The organism is Brevundimonas sp. FV1ye7S (genome assembly GCF_058680995.1).
Window position 1 is genome coordinate 1,876,242 of sequence record NZ_CM178726.1, and the last position, 18,062, is coordinate 1,894,303.

Below are 18,062 nucleotides of genomic sequence, written 5' to 3' on the forward strand. Positions count from 1 at the left end.
GCCGCTCGATCAGCCGCCCGGTCTGATTTCAGCCACCACCAGCCCCTTGGGGCCGCTGGCGAATCGCACCTGCACCGTGTCGCCTGGCACGAGATCGTCCAGGCCGCAGCGCCGCAGGGTTTCGATGTGGACGAAGATATCGCCCGGTTCGCGATCACGCACCACGAATCCATAGCCCTTGGTCCGATTGAACCATTTGACCACGGCCGGCTCCAGGACCGCATCGATTTCGGGCGACGTCGCGATAGCCTCGGCCATGGGCGCCGAACGACGCACGATGACGCTCGCCTCGCCCGCTCCCAGGTCATGGATCTCGACGGCCTGCCAGCCTTTGGATCGCCGAACACAATCGCAGACAATAGGCGCGCCTTCATCTGCCGTTTCGCGGCCGGTGTCGCGCAGACTGCTGATGTGCAGAAGAACATCCCGTAGCTCGGTCAACGTCGGGTCATCCGGCACGATGAAGCCATAGCCCTTCGCCGGATCGAACCACTTCACGCGCCCGACGACACGAACGGTCTCCGCCGTTTCCATCTCATCGTAGTCAGACAAATTATCAAACCCCCGTCCGCTCCTCATACGGACACGATTACGTTTAACACTGTTCCGCGAATCTTTGGAAAGGTCAAAATGGGGGAAAGGCGCCCGAAACTTGCACCTTCTGGCGGAAACCTTCCAGTTGTGTCGCACGAATGACACCACCCGTGATGGTTTTCGCCCATGGCGACGACGGGGTTGGTGCAGGACTCAAATGAAGAGGCGAACGCCGCTCGGGCGGCCTATCGGCACGGCCCGTATTCATCCCGCGTGGCAGTCCCTAGGGGAGTCGAACCCCTCTTTTCAGGTTGAAAACCTGACGTCCTAACCGATAGACGAAGGGACCGCTGCGCGGGAGAGCCGGCGATATAGCCGCGCCCTCGGACGGGTGCAAGCGCGGATTTCGAGTTTTTTGCGACGGTCCAGGGCGTGCCCGCGCCGCTCAAACCCTGCGAGGATCGGCGACGTCCTCGATCTCGAACTGCACGCCGCGACGGCCGTTCCAGTCGTCGGCCTTCAGACGGCCGACGACATTCAGCCCGCCCTGCCCGCTCAGCAGCGCCTGGCCGGTCGGCAGATCGGCGCATCGCCAGGCCACGGCCCGCACCGAGGCGCCGTCCGGCCCGACCAGTCGACAGCGGACATGGCCGCCGTTCATCTGCACCGGTTCGCGGGCCTGAACCCCGTTCAGGGCGAAGACCGGCTCGGGGTTGGCGGGGCCGAAGGGGGCCAGTTGCTCGAACGATTCGAACAGGGCCCGGGTCGCTGCGCCTGGATCGATCAGGGCGTCGATCTCCAGCGCATCCATCGCCACCGCCTCGATCCGTTCGCCGGCCAGCCGGTCGTTCAGGAAGTCGGTCAGTTCAGCCAGTCGTGCGCCGTCCATCGTCAGACCGGCCGCCATGGCGTGCCCGCCGCCGGCCAAAAGAATACCCGCCTCCCACGCCGCCTGAATGGCGCGGCCCAGGTTCATGCCCGGCTGCGACCGGCCCGACCCCTTGCCCAGACCCGTCACCGGATCCAGCCCGATGACGATCACCGGCTTGCGCCAGCGTTCGCGCAGGCGCCCGGCGACGATGCCGACCACGCCGGGGTGCCAGTCCTCGCCCGCCACGACGACCAGGGCCGTCTCGTCGGCGTGGGCGCCGGTCGCCTCGACGCGGCGGACGGCGGCCTCCGTCACGGCGCGTTCGACCTCGCGGCGCGACAGGTTCAGGGCGTCCAGCTCCAGCGCCAGGGCCTGGGCCTCGGCGGGATCGTCGGTCGACAATAGCCGCGCGCCCAGGTCCGATCGGCCGATCCGCCCGCCGGCGTTGATGCGCGGCCCCAGTATAAAGCCGGCGTGGTTGCTCTTGGCCGGCCCTTGTTCGGCGCCGGCGGCGGCCAGCAGGGCGCGCAGGCCCGGGTTCTTCCAGTCGCTCATGACCTTCAGTCCCAACCCCGTCAGGGCGCGGTTGAACCCGGTCAGGGCCGTGACGTCGCAGATGGCGCCCAGGGCGGCCAGATCCAGCCACTGGCGAATATCGGGCTCGGGCCGGTCCGCGAACAGGCCGCGCCGCCGCGCCTCGCGATTCAGGGCGGCCAATAGAACAAAGACCACCCCGGCCGCCGCCAGATTGCCCTGGCCCGAGTTGCAGCCCGGCCGATTCGGATTGACGACCGCCAGCGCCCTGGGCGGTTCGCTGCGCATCAGATGGTGGTCGATGACGACGACGTTCAGGTCGATGGCCGCCGCATGGGCCAGGGCCTCATTCGCCGCCGCACCGCAATCGACCGTCACCACCAGGTCGGCGCCGGCCGCCTTCAGCGTGTCAAACGCCTTGGCGCTGGGGCCATAGCCCTCGGTCAGCCGGTCAGGAACATAGATGGGCAGGTCCGCCCCCATGGCCCGGAACCAGCGCACCAACAGGGCCGCGCTGGAGGCGCCGTCCACATCATAGTCGGCGAAGATGTGAACCTGAGACCTGGCCTGGAACGCATCCAGCAAGGCCTCGGCGGCGGCGTCCATGTCCATGAAGCTGGACGGATCGGGAAACAGGGCGCGCAGGGTCGGGGTCAGGAAGTCGGCGCCCTGGTCGGCCCGCACGCCGCGCGAGGCCAGGGCCCGCGCCAACGGCTCCTCCAGGCCCAGCCCCTGCATGTGGGCGCGGATGGTCGCGGCCTCGGCCGGGCGCTGACGCCAGGTCCGACCGGACAGGGACTGGGTCACGCCCAGAAATGCGTTATCGATCTTGAAGCCGCCGTCGTCCGCCATCGTCGCATCATCCGGGGATTCTCGATCCCCGGCGACAAGCTCATTCAATCGGACGCCGATCAATCGGCGGCGGGGCCTTGGCGCGATCCCGCAGGCTCTGGGCGAAGGCGTCGATCTCGGCCTCGGTGCGGGCCGCATCCGGCGACACGGGAACGGCTCCGACCTGAGCGCGGGTCTCGGCGGCCAGGGTTTCGGCGTCGCCCAGCGTCCAGTCGATCCGCGCCACCTCGCCGCCCAAGGCCCCGCCCTGGCCTTCCAGAGCCTGGACCCGGGCCGCGACCTGGGTCACCTGCGGCAGGTCGACCGGCGCGGCGGGGAAGTTCTCCCAACTGGGATAATGGCGATTGGCGTCGACCAGGGCCTGAACCCGCGGCGCGATCGGCGACGTCGGATCGGTGCTCGGCGCAAACGCGCGCGCACAGGCCCCCAGAGACGCCGACAGCGTCGCCAGGCAGAGCAACGAAGCCATCAGCCCCGTTCTTTTTCGAAAGTGCGCGTTCATGTCGGGGTCGGTCTTATGCCATCATCGCTTCGTGCGGAAGGGCGAGGCGTCGAACCAGTCCTCCGAACCCAGGAAGGCGAAGGAAATTCATGGCCCAAGCTCCGAAGAACAAGACCCCGACGTCCCAGCCCGCTCCAAAGGGCGACGCCCGGAAGGCCAAGCCCGGCGTGTCCAAGTCAGCGGTGTCCAAGTCAGCGGCGTCCAAACCTGCGGCGGCCAAGACGCCCGGGCCCATGGCGCTTGATGACGCCCCGGTCGCCAAGACGCCGCGCAAGCCCGGTCGCCCGACCTCGGCCAAGCCCCGCCCGCCCCGCGCCAAGACTCCGGCGCCTGACCCCAGGATCGACTCGTCGGACGCCGCTCCTTCCGCCGAGACGCCTGCTGAACCCGCCCCCGCCCCCTTCCCCGGCGCCGACCAGGCCCAACTGCTCGAAACCCTGTCGATGAACCTGGCCAAGGCGGCCATGATGGCCCAGAGCGCGCTCGCCGAGGCCGCCCTGTTCCAGGCGGACCGCCCCGCCGCCCTGTCGCCCGACCCGTTCCATGTCGCCCCCGCCATGACCTCGATCATGAGCAGCCTGGCCTCCCGTCCCGAAAAGCTCTTCCAGGCCCAGGCCGACCTGTTCAGCCGCTATATGGACCTGTGGACCGGCACGGCGCGTCAGGCGGCCGGCGAGCCGATGCCGCCCGCCCCCGTCGACAAGCGGTTCAAGGATCCCGCCTGGTCGGACAATCCGATGTTCGACATGATGCGCCGCTCCTATCTGCTGACCTCGGACTGGATGAACGGGCTGATCGCGGGGGTCGAGGACGTCGATCCGGCGGTCAAGCAGCGCGCCCAGTTCTTCACCCGCCTGCTGACCGACGCCTTCTCGCCGTCCAACTTCCTGGCCTCCAACCCGGTGGCCCTGAAGGCCCTGGCCGAGACCAGCGGCGAATCCCTGGTGAAGGGGATGCAGAATTTCGCCGCCGATCTGGAACGCGGCGGCGGTTCGCTGCGCATCAGCCAGGCCGATGACGGCAAGTTCGTCGTCGGCGAGAACGTCGCCACCGCGCCGGGGCAGGTGGTGTGGCGCGACGACCTGTTCGAACTGATCCAGTACGATGCGGCGACCGAGACCCAGCATCAGATCCCCCTGCTGATCTTCCCGCCCTGGATCAACAAATTCTATATTCTCGACCTCCAGCCGACCAATTCGATGATCCGCTGGCTGTCGGCCCAGGGCTTCACCGTCTTCGTCTGTTCCTGGGTCAATCCGGGCCTCGACAAGGCGGGCCTCGGCTTCGACGACTATCTCGAAAAAGGCGTCTATCGCGCCATCGACAAGACGCTGGAGCAGACCGGCGCAGACCGGCTGAACGCGGTCGGCTATTGCATCGGCGGCACCCTGCTGGGCGCAGCCCTGGCCCATATGGCGGCGAAGGGCGACACGCGCGTCGCCGCCGCCACCTTCTTCGCCGCCCAGCACGACTTCGCCGAGGCCGGCGATCTGCTGCTGTTCACCGACGAACACTGGATCGCCGAGATCGAACGCCAGATGGACGCCGCCGGCGGGGTCCTGCCCGGCGCCGCCATGGCCGACACCTTCAACGCCCTGCGCTCCAACGACCTGATCTGGTCCTTCTTCATCAGCAACTATCTGCTGGGCAAGGATCCGCCGGCCTTCGACCTGCTGTTCTGGAACGCCGACCAGACCCGGATGCCCAAGACCCTGCACCTGGCCTATCTGCGCCAGATGTACGGCGCCAACGCCCTGGCGCGCGGCGTGTTCGAGATCGGCGGCCTGACGGCGGACCTGTCGAAGGTCGCCATCCCCCTGTATTTCCAGGCCAGCCGCGAGGATCACATCGCCCCGATGAACTCGGTCTATCGCTCGGCCCGTCTGTTCGGCAGCCCGGACGTGACCTTCACCCTGGCCGGGTCCGGCCATATCGCCGGGGTGATCAACGCCCCGGCGGCGCGGAAATACCAGCACTGGACCAACCCCGCCCTGCCCGGGACCCTGGCCGAGTGGCAGGCCGGGGCCGTCGAACATCCGGGCAGCTGGTGGGACCACTGGGCCGGCTGGCTGCATGATCGTTCGGGGGCCAGGATTCCGGCGCGCGACCCTGCTAAGGGTCCGCTCCCGCCCCTGGCGCCGGCGCCGGGTCTGTATGTGAAAGTGAAGTCTTGAACCGTATCGAACCCAATATCCTGCTGGCCGTCAGCACGGGCGTCGCCCTGATCCTGCTGATCATGACGGCGGCCACCTTCGGCGAGCCGGGCAATACGGCGAAATATGTGATCAGCGCCGTCGTCTGTTCGGTCCTGTTCGTCGCCCTGAACGGCTGGATGGCCCGCCGGATGAACCGCCCGACGCCGCAGCCGGTCATCCGTGCGGCCTCGCCCGGAACCGCCGCCTGGGCCGGCCTGTTTCCCGCGCTGGTCATCGCCGCCGCCGTCGCCCCGGTCTTCCTGCCGGGCCACGACTACGGCCTGCTGATCATCATTGCGGCGGTCTGGTTCGGGGTGACGGTCGATTCGGCTGTGCGCGCCAATCGCGGCTAGGCGGCCACGAACTTCAGCGCCACGCCGTTGTTGCAATAGCGTAGGCCTGTGGGGCGCGGTCCGTCGTTGAACACATGCCCCTGATGCCCCAGGCAGCGGGCGCAGTGGTATTCGGTGCGGGGAATGCCGATGGCCAGGTCGCGCTTGCGGCCGATGTTGGCGGCGATGACCTGATAGAAGCTGGGCCAGCCGGTGTGGGAGTCAAACTTCCAGTTCGAGCGGAACAGCGGCAGGTCGCAGCCCTTGCAGACGAAGGTCCCACGGCGATGTTCGTCGTTCAGCGGGCTGGTGTAGGGGCGTTCGGTGTCCTCGTGACGCATCACGCGCCAGGCCGCGTCGCCGAGCCGCCGTCGCCAGTCGGCGTCCGACACGCGACGATAGGGCGAGGCGGCGTAGGCCCCCTGCCCCGCCTGGGACGGTTCGGGCGAACAGGCGGCCAGGGCCAGAGCGCCGGCGCCTGCTAGAAGGCCGCGTCGATGGAGGATCGGGGACTGGGTCATGCCACCCAGTACGACGGGACGAGGGGAAAGGTTTCTCGCCTCGTTTCTTCTCCCGATCAGGGCTTCAGATCAGACCGGTCGCCTCATCCAGGCCCAGCAGGATGTTGAGGTTCTGCACCGCCGCGCCCGAGGCCCCCTTGCCCAGGTTGTCCAGCAGAGCGACCAGACGCGCCTGTTCGCCGGACCGGTCGCCGAACACGTGCAGACGCAGGCGGTTGGTGCCGTTCAGCCCCTCGGGCTCCAGACCCGTCATGGCCTCGGTCTCGTCCAGATCGGCCACCTCGACGAAATACTGGTCGTCATAGGCCTCGACCAGGGCGCCGTGGATCCGCTCGACCGACGGGGTTTCCGGCAGGGCGGCCAGGTGAAGCGGAACCTCGACCAGCATGCCCTGGCGGTAATTCCCCACTGCGGGGGCGAACAGCACCTCGCGGCTCAGCCCCGTGTGTTTCGTCATCTCCGGCACGTGTTTGTGCTTCAGCGACAGACCATAGGCGCGATAGGCGGTTGCAGCGCCTTCCGCTTCGAACTCGGCGATCATAGCCTTGCCGCCGCCAGAATAGCCCGAGACCGCATTGACCGTGACCGGATGGCCGGCAGGAACCAAGCCCGCCTTCACCAGCGGCCGCATCAGGCCGATGAAGCCGGTAGGATAGCAGCCGGGGTTGGATACGAACTGTGACCGCGCGATCAGATCGCGCTGGCCTGCATCCATTTCGGGAAAGCCATAGGCCCAGCCCGGCGCGACCCGAAAGGCAGTCGAGGCGTCGATCACCTTGACCGACGGGTTCTCCACCATGGCCACCGCCTCGCGCGCCGCATCATCGGGCAGGCACAAAATCACGGCGTCGGCGCTGTTCAAGGCCTCTCGCCGCGCCTCGACATCGCGCCGACGGTCGCCCAGCAGGATCAGCTCCAGATCGGAACGCGCCTCCAGCCGCTCGCGGATCTCGAGGCCCGTGGTGCCGGCTTCGCCGTCGATGAAGATGGTGTGGGTCATAGGCTGCTCCTGACCCTCCTCACATGCGAGAGGAGAGAGGCAAGAAAAAGGGCGCTCCGGGTCTCCCCGAAGCGCCCCAAATCCAAATCGCGAAACTGCGATTAGCGCTTCGAGAACTGGAAGCTGCGGCGAGCCTTGGCGCGGCCGTACTTCTTACGCTCGACGACGCGGCTGTCGCGAGTCAGGAAGCCGTGCGGCTTCAGAACCTTGCGCAGTTCCGGTTCGAAATGCGTCAGGGCGTGCGACAGGCCGTGGCGGATGGCGCCGGCCTGGCCGGACAGGCCAGAACCTTCGACGGTGCAGACGACGTCATATTGCGTGGCGCGGTCCGAGACGGTCAGCGGCTGGGCGATCATCATGCGCAGCACGGGACGAGCGAAATACTGCTCCTGGTCCTTGCCGTTGATGGTGATCTTGCCGGTGCCGGGCTTCACCCAGACGCGGGCGATGGCGTTCTTGCGCTTGCCGGTCGAATAGGCGCGGCCCTGGGCGTCCAGCTTCTGGACATAGACGGGGGCGTCGTTCTCGACCGAAGAGCTCAGGCCCTTCAGGGCGTCGAAACCGGTGGCGGCTTCGGTGTTGGTCACGTCGGTCATGCTCAGACGCTCCGGGTGTTCTTGGGCGACGCCGACTTGAAGTCGATCGTTTCCGGTTGCTGGGCTTCATGTTCGTGCGCGCCGCCGGCGAACAGGCGCAGGTGCGTCATCTGCTTGCGGGCCAGCGGGCTTTCCTTCGGCAGCATGCGCTCGACGGCCTTCTCGAGCACGCGCTCGGGGAAGCGACCGCCCAGAACCTTCTCCGGGGTCGTCGACTTGACGCCGCCCGGGTGGCCGGTGTGGCGATAATAGACCTTGTCGGTCGACTTCTTGCCGGTGAACACCACCTTGTCGACGTTGGTGACGACGACATAGTCGCCGCAGTCAACGTGCGGGGTGTAGTCGCCGCGGTGCTTGCCGCGCAGACGGTTGGCGATGAAGGTCGCGAGACGGCCCACCACGACGCCTTCGGCGTCGATGTGGATCCATTTCTTCTCGACCTCGGCCGGCTTCAACGAAGCCGTGGTGCTCTTCAGCATTGAGGGGGTTCCTGGAGACGAAAATCGGGTCCGGCCCCCGAGGGAACCGAATGAAGGCGCGCTGATACAGGAGACGATACGCCGCGTCAACGCGCCTTAAAGCCGAACAGTAGAGATAACCTATTGTTTTAATGAGGTATTTCATATACGGTATTAAAATACCCGTCAAATTGACCTGCCTGCCGTTACAAATTAACGGCGTTCGTCATCAAACCATAGCCATTCGGAGTCATCGGGGGACCAAATCCTTCGGAGCTCTCCCATGATCCTTCACCGCCGCGGCCTCATAGCCTCCAGCGCCGCCCTCGCCTTTTCGGGCCTGGCGCAGAGCGTCAAAGCCGCCGAGGAGGAGACCTACCTCAACGAGGTCATCGGCTACGGCCCTCTCAAGCGTGATCCCAACGGCGTGCTGGACCTGCCGGAAGGCTTTTCCTACCGCATTGTCTCTCAAGGCGGAGAGACCATGGCCGACGGCCTTCTGGTGCCGGGACAGTTCGACGGCATGGGGTGTTTCGCCCTGGACGACACCCGCGTCGCCCTGGTCCGCAATCACGAACTGAAGGGTTCATCGGCCAGCCACCGCAACTGGGGGCCGGGCGGCTATAATCAGGAACGGATCGGCCGGCTGGACGTCAGCCGCGCCTATGACACCTACAAGGACGGGCGCCCCCTGCCCGGCGGCACGACCACAGTCATCTATGACCTGTCGACCGGCCGCACCGAACGTCAACACCTCAGCCTGGCCGGCACCAGCACCAACTGCTGCGGCGGTCAGACGCCCTGGGGGTCATGGCTCAGTTGCGAGGAGACGAGCGAGCTTCCGACCGACTCGGACGTGACCAAGGATCATGGCTATGTCTTCGAGGTGCCGGCTCGCGCCGAGGGTCTCGTCGATCCGGTCCCGCTGAAGGCCATGGGGCGGTTCGAGCACGAGGCCGTCTGCGTCGATCCCCGGACCGGGATCCTCTATCTGACCGAGGATCAAGGCGACGGTCTCTTCTATCGCTTCATTCCCGACACCCCCGGCGAACTGGCCAGGGGCGGCCGACTGCAGGCCATGGTCCTGCGCGGCCACCGGGGCGCCGACACCTCGAACCACGCCGATCGCATCTGGTCTATCGGAGACTGGCGCGAAGTGGACTGGATCGACATGGAGGAGGTCGAAAGCCCCAAAGGCGACCTGCGTCGACGCGGTCATGCTCAAGGCGCCGCCCTGGTGGCCCGCGCCGAGGGCATCTGGTGGGGCGACGGCGAGCTGTATCTGACCGCCACCTCGGGCGGACCGATCCAGCGCGGTCAAATCCTGCGCTATGTCCCCTCGCCCGAAGAAGGTCGTTCCGGCGAGACGCGTCATCCCGGCCGTGTGCAGTTGTTCGTTGAAAGCACCGATGTGAAGACCCTGAACATGGGCGACAACATCACCATCGCGCCTTGGGGCCATCTGATCGTCTGCGAAGACAACTATTCGACCGAAGTCCGCAACCACCTGAAGGGCGTCACGCCCGAGGGCAAGCTCTACACCCTGGGGCGCAACGTGTTTCAGGGCAATTCCGAGTTCGCGGGCGCGGTATTCGCCCCCGACGGCCGGACCCTGTTCGTCAACATCCAGTACCCGGGTCTCACCGTGGCCATCACCGGACCATGGTCCTCGGTCCGGACATGAAGATCCGGGGCTGAGCCCGCAGCACCAGCCAAAGGTTCGCCGTCGCCACAGCCAGGACGACGGCGGCCCCGGCCTGGTGCAGCACGCCCAGCCATACCGGCACGGCGTGCATCAGGGTGACGATCCCCAGCACGGCCTGAAGCCAGACCACGGCGGCCAGGACAAAGGCCGCAAGCCCCATTCCCTCGGCCACGCGCCAACGCCAGGCCTGGAAGGCGTAGATGCTGACGGCGATCAGCAGCCCATAGGCCACAAGCCGGTGATTGAACTGGATCAGGGCCTTGTCATGCAGGAAGGCCCCGGCGCCCAGGCTCCAGTCGGCCGGCGGCAGGACCGTCCCGTCCATCAGCGGCCAGTCGGTATAGACCAGTCCCGCGTGACCGCCCGCGACCAGGGCGCCCAGCAGACACTGGACGAAGACCACGCCCAGCAGAATCCCGGCACCGCGCGCCCATCCGCCCGGCGCGCGCCCGTGATCCTCGCCGTTCCAGGCCTCAAGCCCGGTCCAGATCAGGGCGGCGAACAGAACGAAGGCAAGACCCAGGTGGGTCGCCAGACGCTCGGGCGCGACGCTGACCCGCTCCGACAGGCCGCTGGACACCATCCACCAGCCGATCAGCCCCTGAAGCCCGCCCAGGGCCAGCAACAGCAGGCAGCGCCAGATCAGCCGGTCGGGCATGGCCCATTGGCGCAGGACCGAACGCTGCGGCGACATCCTGCACGCCAGGAAGAAGACCAGCGGCAGGGCGAACACCAGGCCGACCACACGCCCGATCAGGCGGTGCAGCCATTCCCACCAGAAGATGCCCTGGAATTCGCCCAGGCTCATGCCGGCGTTGATCTGGGCGTACTGGGGAATCTGTTTGTACTTGTCGAAGGCCTCGGCCCACTGGGCGTCGTTCAGCGGCGGAACCGCGCCCATGATGGGCTGCCATTCCGTGATCGACAGACCCGATCCGGTCAGGCGGGTGATGCCGCCGACCACCACCATCAGGAAGACGACGGCCGCCGTGGCGAACAGCCACACGGCGACGGCGCGATTGCGATCTGGATTTCCGAAACGGTTCATTCGACGCCCGACACTGACCCGGATATGGTGTCGCGCTCGACCGTGACCAAATCGCGACCGTGGCGGTATGCCCGCCCGACGCGACAAGATCGAGTCGGATTGAGTTAACGGCGCTGACGCCGCAGGAGATCAGGGTTGGAATACGCCGACATCGTCGCCGCCGTTCTGGGCGGACTTCTGCTGGCCTGGATCGCCGATCTGCTCACCGGCCGCCGTGGCTTTGGCGGAACCAGCCTGGTGTCCGGCGTGGGCCTGGCCTGCGGCTGGTTCCTGGCGGTGCGGGTTTTCGCCGTCAGCACCATGGACAGCTGGGCCTGGGTGCCCTGGGCCCTGATCGGCTCCGGCGTCTGCCTGGTCGCCTTCTTCCTGTTCCGGAACAAGCGCTGATGCCGCCCCGTGCGCGCCGATTCGTCGCGGCGGTCGGCGTGCTGGCCTTTTTGATCTTCTGGGTCTGGGGCCTGATCGCCCTGCGCGGGCTCCTGCCGGCCTCCCCCTGGATCGACTTCCTGTTCTTCGGCGTGGGCGGCACAGCCTGGGGCCTGCCGCTCATTCCCCTGTTGAAGTGGGCCGAGCGGGGCTGACCCTTCATGGGACCTGACAGTTCCAGGTCACCGATCACAGTCTCCCATCCGCCACAGGCCTTGAGGATGAAGCGCGCGGGGGCTGCGACAGTCTTGACCAAGTGTGATGTTATCTCATAACTACATCACCCTCCGGTGAAAGATTTCTCATGCGTCTGACTTCCTCCTCCCGCTCCTTGTTGCTTGGAGCCGCCGCCTCCGCCTTGCTCGCGGGCGCCGCTTCGGCCCAGACCGCCCCGACCCCGACCGCCCCCAAGCCCGTCGATCTTGACGACATCATCGTCACCGGCGCGCCCTATGGCATAAGCCAGCGCGCCACGACGATCGCCACAGACGTGATCGACGCCCAGACCCTGGCCACCGCGCCGGCCGTTTCTCTGGGCGATCTGGTCAGCACTCGCCCCGGCATCCGTTCGACCGACTTCGCCCCCGGCGCGAGCCGCCCGGTCATTCGCGGTCTCTCCGGCCCCCGCGTGCAGGTGTTGACCAACGGCATCGGCTTGATCGACGCCAGTTCAGTCTCGCCCGACCACGCCGTGGCCACAGACCCGGCCGAGGCCAGCCGCATCGAAATCATCCGCGGACCGGCGACGCTGGTGTATGGCGGATCGGCCATCGGCGGCGTGGTCAATGTCATCGACGAACGCATCCCGACTGCAATTCCCGAGGGTGGTATGTCGGGCGTCGTCTCGACCCAGGCGTCCAGCGTCGACGACGGCCGCAGCGCGTTCGGCCGCGTCACCCTCGGCCGCGGCAATTTCGCCTTCAACATCGATGGCGTGAAGCGCAAGTCGGACGATTACGACATTCCCGCCCCGGCGCTGTCCGCCCGCAAGGCCGCCGTCGACGGCGTGGATCGTGGCGAAGGCGGATCCCAGCCCAACAGTTATTCGGATCTGGAGGCCTGGGGCGTCGGCGGATCCTATATCGGCGACAAGGGATTCCTGGGCGCCTCCTACAAGAATACCGACAGTGAATACGGCACGGTCGCCGAGGAGACCGTCTTCATCAAGCTGAACCAGGAACGCTATGATGTTCGGGGCGAATATCGCTTCGACGACGGCCCCTTCTCGGCTTTGCGCGGATCCTACGGCCACGCTGAGTACACCCACACCGAGTTTGAGGATGTCGGCCAGCCCGGCACCGTCTTCAACTCAGACGGCTGGGAAGGCCGCGCCGACCTGGTGCAACGCAAGCGCGGCGATTGGAACGGCGCGGTCGGGGTGCAATCCCTTTCGCGCAACTTCCAGGCCATCGGCGAGGAAGCCTTTGTTCCGACGACCGACATCGACGAACTGGGCGTCTACACGGTCCAGCGTCTGGACCGCCAAGGCTACGGTTTCGAGGGCGGCCTGCGTTATGATCGTCGCGAACTGAGCGCCACGCCGATCGGCGAAGACCGCCAGGTGGATCGCACATTCGACAACTGGTCGGCCTCGGCCGCCGCCTTCCTGCGGCCCGCGCCCGGCCTGTTCCTGGGACTGAGCCTGGCGCACAACGAACGCGCGCCCAGCGAGGTGGAGCTTTTCGCCGACGGGGTGCACATCGCCACCGCCGCCTACGAGACCGGCGACGTCAATCTGAACAGCGAAAAGGTCAATACGCTCGAAGCCACCGCGCACTATGATCGCGGCCGGTTCACAGGCGACCTGCACGTCTACCATTCCTGGTACGACGGCTTCATCGACGAGCGCGCCACCGGCGAAACCTTCCTGTTCGAGGAAGAGAACGAGGAATTCCCGGTCTATCAGTTCGTCCAGACCGACGCCCGCTTCTATGGTTTCGAAGCCGAAGGCTCCTACACGGCCTGGCAGAACGGCGACCGCAAACTGTCGCTGGAAGCCGCCGCCGACTTTGTCCACGCCCAGACGGACCTGGGTCCGGCGGCGCGTATTCCGCCCTATTCCCTGACCGGCCGCGTCGCCTGGACCTCCACGCCGTTCGACGCCAGCGTCGAGGTGCGCCATGTCGGGGAACAGGACCGGGTCGCGAACGAATACGAACTGCCGACCGACGACTACACCCTGCTGAACCTGGCCGCCGCCTGGCGTCCGCTGACGGATCGAAACGTCACCGTCTTCGCCGAGGCGCGCAACCTGACCGACGAGGAAGCTCGCGAACACGTCTCCTTCCTCAAGGACATCGCGCCTCTGCCCGGTCGCAACCTGCGGGTCGGCGTCGCCTACCGCTTCTGATCCGGGCGGAAACCGTGTCGGGGCGGCGTCGCATCAGCGACGCCGCCCCTTTTCTTTTGTATTGATCACCCGCGCCCGGCGAACTCGCTTCGCCAACCCGCAGCTTCGACCGCAATATCATAGCGATGGTTGGCGTCGTCCCAGGCGAGATCCATCCGGTGTTCGCCGTCGACGGCGAGGGATCGAACGCCTGCGCCGGTCGTCACCTCCGCCGCGCCCCTGCCTGTCAGGACCAGAACGGGCGCCGCGCCGCGCCAGTCCAGGCGCGCGGACACGACTTCGTCCCCCGCGCCGACGAACCGTCGGTGGAAGCCGTCCGGCCCCATGACCTGCAGATCGACGCCGCCGGCCGTGCTCCAGTCGTCCTGAAGCCGTTGGCCGCCTTCGACCGTATAGCGGCGCGGCCCGGCCTCCAGGTTCATCCGGTCATAGACATGAAAGACCGCCGCGCGGTTGCCCGTGTTGACGAAGCTCAACCGCACCCGGTCGCCCGCCGTCTCGCGCTCGCATTCCAGGGCGTAGACGCTGGGACAGGCCGGGCGGAAGCCGGCGACCTGGTGCGGGCGCGTCGGTTCGGCGGGGGTCGGCGGGGTGGTGCGGCCGTCCAGGGCGGCGGCGCGCGCCGCGTCCGCCTGGGTCGCCGGCAGAGGCACGGGCCGGGCGTCCACGCCGGAGAAGTCGAGGCAGGACGTCAGGTCGCCGCACACTGCGCGCCGCCAGGGCGAGATATTGGGCTCCATGACCCCGAAACGGGCCTCCAGGAACCGGATCACCGAGGTGTGGTCGAACACCTCGGAATTGACCCGACCGCCCCGGCTCCAGGGCGACAGCACATACATGGGCACCCGCGGTCCCAGGCCGTAGGGACGGCCGCGGTATTCCGGCAGGTCCAGACGCGCGTCGGCGGGGCTGGGCTGAACGTGATATTCGCCCGCCAGATCGACGGTCGAGCCGCCCTTCAGTCCGCCCGCCGCATCGCGCGACGGCGGCGCCGGCGGCGGCACATGGTCGAAGAAGCCGTCGTTCTCGTCGAAATTGACCAGCAGGACCGTGCGCGCCCAGACCTCGGGGTCGGCGGTCAGGGCGTCGATCACCTGGGCCGTATAGTCGGCGCCCTGGGCCGGGCTGGACGGGCCGGGGTGTTCCGAGCCGCTGGCGGTGGCGATGACATAGGACACCTGCGGCAGACGTCCGGCCAGGACATCGGCCTTCAGCCCGTCCAGCGCCCGCGTGGTCAGGCCGCGCTCGACCAGGGCCGGGTCGGACCCCGGCGCCCCGGCGACCGCCTTCTGGAAGGCCTCGAACCCGACCAGGGGGTTGTCGGTGAAGTTGTCGGCCATGTCCTGATAGACGCGCCAGTCGATCCCCGCCGCCTGCAGCCGCTCGACATAGGTGGTCCAGCGATAGGGCTCCATGGCCTCGCCCTCGCCCGGCAGGGTGTCGTGGGAATTGCCGATACAGGGGCCGCCGCGCTCACCCGACCCGTCGTTACAACCCGACCACAGCATGACCCGGTTCGGATTGGTGCCGGTCTGAAGCGAACAGAAATAGGCGTCGCACAGGGTGAAGGCGTCGGCCATGGCGTACTGGAACGGAATGTCGGCGCGCTCATAATAGCCCATCGAATGGGCGTGCTTGGCCTCGGGCCAGCGGCCCATCCGGCCGTCGTCCCAGGCCGCCTGGGCGTCGGGCCAGCTGTGCGGCGTGCCCTCGACCCGCATATGGGCGAAGGTCTGACGCGTGTTCAACGGGAAGGGCGCCAGCCAGGCCGGCCCCTCGCCGCCGCCGTCATGTTGAAGCAGCACGTCGCGCGCGCGGCCGTCGACGCCGGGCGCAGGGGCCGGATGAGGATCGGAGAAGCCTCGCACCCCGTTCATCGTGCCGAAATAATGATCGAAGGAGCGGTTCTCCTGCATCAGGATGACCACATGGTCGACGTCCTGGATCGTACCCGTTCGCACCTTCGGCGCGATGCTCAGGGCCCGCGCCAGCGAGGGAAAGGCGGCGGCGGCGGTCAGGCCGGCCAACAGGCCGCGGCGGTCGATCTTGGGCATGGGTGATCCCCGTTTAACTTGGAACGGTCGAACCCGCCGGCTTGAAATACGTGCGGTTCAGGCGAGCGTGAAGACGACAGCGCCGTCATCAGCGCTGCTTCCGCCGGGCTTAGAACTCGACTGTGACAATCAACACCACGCGCCGGCTCAAGAGGATGCGCCGTTCAGCTCCAAGGCAGCGCGACGATCAACCCTTAAGCCGGTAGGGCGCGACGGCGGCGAACAGTTGCTCGCGATTGCTCACCCCGATCTTCAAATAGGAACGCCGGACGTGAGTCCGTGCGGTCTCGACGCTGATGCCGAGATCTTCGGACAGGGTCTTGATATTGGCGCCGCCGACCAAAAGCTTGATCAGACGATCCTCCGACGGCGTCAGGCCGAAGATCACGCCCATGTTCGCCCACAGGCTTTGATCCTCGTCCTGGGCGATCGGGAAAAGCTGAACGGCGATCACATCGGTCTCGTCGACCCTTTCCACGCGCATGAGAAGCGGCCTGTGGTGATCGCCGACCATGTGGATCTCGGGGGCTCCGTCGAGACTGTAGACGAACCGGCGGAACTGTTCCGCCGCCGCCTTGCCACGGACGACCAGCTTGCCGCCGCTGAGCGCGAGTTCATCAGACGCATCGACCAGGCGGATGGCTGCGGCGTTCGCATCCAGCACCTCCAGGGTCTGTGCGGAAAGGAAAAGGCAGGCGATGGCGTGGTTGGCGAACCAACGGGACAGGTGAAGAGAGGGAGCCTCATCCTCCCGTCCCGTTCCGCCTGCCAGCGCAACGAGCCGAGAAGTCATCGGGAGCGACATGGTTTACCAGAGATTAATAGTCTGGCTTGGCTATAAGTACGCCCCATCCCCAAGTGTGGGTATTGCGCCCTTGATCTCACGATTGAGACTGGAGGATCGGATTCGCTTCGTCTGCTGAGGATGGCGCCAATCCTGCATCACCATCTCGCCGAGATCAGGATAGTCAGTGCCGCGTACCAAACAGGGATTCACTTCCCCGCTTTTCATCTTGCCCGTTGGGCGCACAGTATCGCTTCCGACAGACCACGTGCGGAGCCCCCGACGGGCCAACGCCGGGTCATGATCGAAAGCTTCAGCTTTTCGACGCAAGGCCTGACGCCGCCCGAAGCCGCCGAAGCCTATCGCGGCCTATATGACGGCGGCGCGGACGTGGTCTCAAGCGGACAGGCCGTGTCCGCTCAAGTCACGGCTCATCGGCTGGATCGTCTCATCCTGTTTGATCGTCGGCTGACGGGCGTCGGACACGCGCGACCGGCGCAGCGCGTCGGTCTCAACGGCTTTTCCCATTTCGTCGTTCATCTGGTGGTCGAGGGCGTTCTCGTCGGCAGCGAGGTCAGCGGTTTCGAACAGGCCCACCCGGGCGACCTGGTGCTTCAGGATCTTCGCCGACAGACCCGAACCACGATCCCGGATGGACGTCTCATCACGGTCAGCGTGGCCCGTGATCTGATCGAGGCCGCGGCCGGCGCCGCCAACGGCCTGCATGGCCGGGTGCTGGACCCCGATCAAGCCGGTCTGCTGGGGGACTATCTTCTTTCCTTGTGTCGCCGGGCCGACGCGCTCGAGCATGATGCGCTTCCGACGGTGTCCCGGACCTTTGTGGATCTGCTGGGTCTCGCCGTCGGCCCGACAGGCGGCGGCGCCACGGCTTCGAAACGGCGGATGGAATTTGATCGCCGCGAGGCCATCCAGAGGATCATCGAGCAAGGTCTCGGCGATCCCGGGCTCAATGCAGGCGTCATCGCCAGGGAGACCGGCGTTTCCAGGGCCACGCTATACCGGCTGCTCGCGCCCCACGGCGGCGTCGACAGTTTCATTCAAAGCCGGCGGCTGGCGGCGGTTCGCACCACGCTGGATCGCTCGGACGACACCACGCCGCTCGCCGAACTGGCGCTCCGATACGCCTTCCGCAACGAAGCGGACATGCGCAGCCGTTTCCGCGCCCGCTTCGGCCTATCCCCTGCCGCCTACCGCCAGATGGTCGATGACCCGACGCGTCGCCTGGAGACGATCAAACGGCGCTGGGCGTCCTGGATGGTCGAGGTAAGGTAAACAGGCG

Annotated in this window: 17 protein-coding genes and 1 tRNA gene; 7 read left to right on the forward strand and 11 right to left on the reverse strand. The window is 66.8% G+C overall.

Going from position 1 to position 18,062, the window contains the following annotated elements; genetic code table 11:
* Positions 1-9: 9 nt before the first annotated feature.
* The 4 genes from ACW18C_RS09050 to ACW18C_RS09065 form a co-directional block, all read right to left on the reverse strand.
* Complete coding sequence (locus ACW18C_RS09050) at positions 10-534, reverse strand: cold-shock protein (RefSeq protein WP_008264262.1); 525 nt, start codon at positions 532-534, stop codon at positions 10-12.
* Between the two features lie 274 nt (positions 535-808).
* A tRNA-Glu gene (locus tag ACW18C_RS09055) sits at positions 809-883 on the reverse strand.
* A gap of 96 nt (positions 884-979) precedes the next feature.
* The gene (gene recJ / locus ACW18C_RS09060) at positions 980-2,791 is read right to left on the reverse strand and encodes a single-stranded-DNA-specific exonuclease RecJ (RefSeq protein WP_492070551.1); all 1,812 of its coding nucleotides are present in this window, start codon (positions 2,789-2,791) and stop codon (positions 980-982) included.
* A gap of 40 nt (positions 2,792-2,831) precedes the next feature.
* Entirely contained in the window at positions 2,832-3,260 is a 429-nt protein-coding gene (locus ACW18C_RS09065) for a hypothetical protein (RefSeq protein ID WP_292150717.1), read from the reverse strand.
* Positions 3,261-3,382: 122 nt separating this feature from the next.
* On the opposite strand from ACW18C_RS09065, the gene phaC reads away from it, so the two are divergent.
* Both phaC and ACW18C_RS09075 read left to right on the forward strand, forming a co-directional pair.
* Positions 3,383-5,467, forward strand: a complete 2,085-nt coding sequence (phaC, locus tag ACW18C_RS09070; RefSeq protein ID WP_492070552.1) for a class I poly(R)-hydroxyalkanoic acid synthase — start codon at positions 3,383-3,385, stop codon at positions 5,465-5,467.
* Positions 5,464-5,841: a hypothetical protein gene (locus ACW18C_RS09075; RefSeq protein ID WP_035310266.1), complete on the forward strand. Its 378-nt coding sequence runs from the start codon at positions 5,464-5,466 to the stop codon at positions 5,839-5,841. The genes phaC and ACW18C_RS09075 overlap by 4 nt, the downstream gene beginning before the upstream one ends.
* Here the strand turns inward: ACW18C_RS09075 and msrB are convergent.
* The 4 genes from msrB to rplM all read right to left on the reverse strand — a co-directional run bounded on the left by msrB (position 5,838) and on the right by rplM (position 8,413).
* The gene (gene msrB, locus ACW18C_RS09080; RefSeq protein ID WP_426025955.1) at positions 5,838-6,341 is read right to left on the reverse strand and encodes a peptide-methionine (R)-S-oxide reductase MsrB; all 504 of its coding nucleotides are present in this window, start codon (positions 6,339-6,341) and stop codon (positions 5,838-5,840) included. The genes ACW18C_RS09075 and msrB overlap by 4 nt on opposite strands.
* A 64-nt stretch (positions 6,342-6,405) precedes the next feature.
* Positions 6,406-7,341, reverse strand: a complete 936-nt coding sequence (gene argC / locus ACW18C_RS09085) for an N-acetyl-gamma-glutamyl-phosphate reductase (RefSeq protein WP_492070554.1) — start codon at positions 7,339-7,341, stop codon at positions 6,406-6,408.
* A gap of 101 nt (positions 7,342-7,442) precedes the next feature.
* On the reverse strand, positions 7,443-7,937 hold the full coding sequence (rpsI, locus tag ACW18C_RS09090; protein WP_008260755.1) for a 30S ribosomal protein S9: 495 nt from the start codon (positions 7,935-7,937) through the stop codon (positions 7,443-7,445).
* Between the two features lie 2 nt (positions 7,938-7,939).
* Entirely contained in the window at positions 7,940-8,413 is a 474-nt protein-coding gene (gene rplM, locus ACW18C_RS09095; RefSeq protein WP_183196355.1) for a 50S ribosomal protein L13, read from the reverse strand.
* A gap of 265 nt (positions 8,414-8,678) precedes the next feature.
* Here rplM and ACW18C_RS09100 point away from each other — a divergent pair, with 265 nt between their 5' ends.
* A complete protein-coding gene (locus ACW18C_RS09100) occupies positions 8,679-10,079 on the forward strand; it encodes an alkaline phosphatase PhoX (protein WP_492070556.1) in 1,401 nt (466 codons plus the stop codon).
* Here the strand turns inward: ACW18C_RS09100 and ACW18C_RS09105 are convergent.
* Positions 10,048-11,148, reverse strand: a complete 1,101-nt coding sequence (locus ACW18C_RS09105; RefSeq protein ID WP_492070558.1) for a COX15/CtaA family protein — start codon at positions 11,146-11,148, stop codon at positions 10,048-10,050. The genes ACW18C_RS09100 and ACW18C_RS09105 overlap by 32 nt on opposite strands.
* Before the next feature lie 135 nt (positions 11,149-11,283).
* Between ACW18C_RS09105 and ACW18C_RS09110 the strand changes: the two genes are divergently transcribed.
* The 3 genes from ACW18C_RS09110 (at position 11,284) to ACW18C_RS09120 (ending at position 13,924) form a co-directional block, all read left to right on the forward strand.
* The gene (locus ACW18C_RS09110; RefSeq protein ID WP_008260584.1) at positions 11,284-11,535 is read left to right on the forward strand and encodes a hypothetical protein; all 252 of its coding nucleotides are present in this window, start codon (positions 11,284-11,286) and stop codon (positions 11,533-11,535) included.
* Entirely contained in the window at positions 11,535-11,729 is a 195-nt protein-coding gene (locus ACW18C_RS09115; protein WP_035310276.1) for a DUF2842 domain-containing protein, read from the forward strand. Before ACW18C_RS09110 ends, ACW18C_RS09115 begins: the two co-directional genes overlap by 1 nt.
* Positions 11,730-11,878: 149 nt before the next feature.
* Complete coding sequence (locus ACW18C_RS09120; RefSeq protein WP_492070560.1) at positions 11,879-13,924, forward strand: TonB-dependent receptor; 2,046 nt, start codon at positions 11,879-11,881, stop codon at positions 13,922-13,924.
* A gap of 65 nt (positions 13,925-13,989) precedes the next feature.
* Here the strand turns inward: ACW18C_RS09120 and ACW18C_RS09125 are convergent, their stop codons facing one another.
* Together ACW18C_RS09125 and ACW18C_RS09130 are read right to left on the reverse strand one after the other, a co-directional pair.
* A complete protein-coding gene (locus tag ACW18C_RS09125; protein WP_492070561.1) occupies positions 13,990-15,978 on the reverse strand; it encodes a phosphocholine-specific phospholipase C in 1,989 nt (662 codons plus the stop codon).
* Between the two features lie 187 nt (positions 15,979-16,165).
* The gene (locus ACW18C_RS09130) at positions 16,166-16,783 is read right to left on the reverse strand and encodes a helix-turn-helix transcriptional regulator (RefSeq protein WP_492070563.1); all 618 of its coding nucleotides are present in this window, start codon (positions 16,781-16,783) and stop codon (positions 16,166-16,168) included.
* Between the two features lie 279 nt (positions 16,784-17,062).
* On the opposite strand from ACW18C_RS09130, the gene ACW18C_RS09135 reads away from it, so the two are divergent.
* Positions 17,063-18,055, forward strand: coding sequence for a helix-turn-helix domain-containing protein (locus ACW18C_RS09135; RefSeq protein WP_492070564.1), 993 nt, complete (start codon positions 17,063-17,065; stop codon positions 18,053-18,055).
* Positions 18,056-18,062 lie beyond the last annotated feature (7 nt).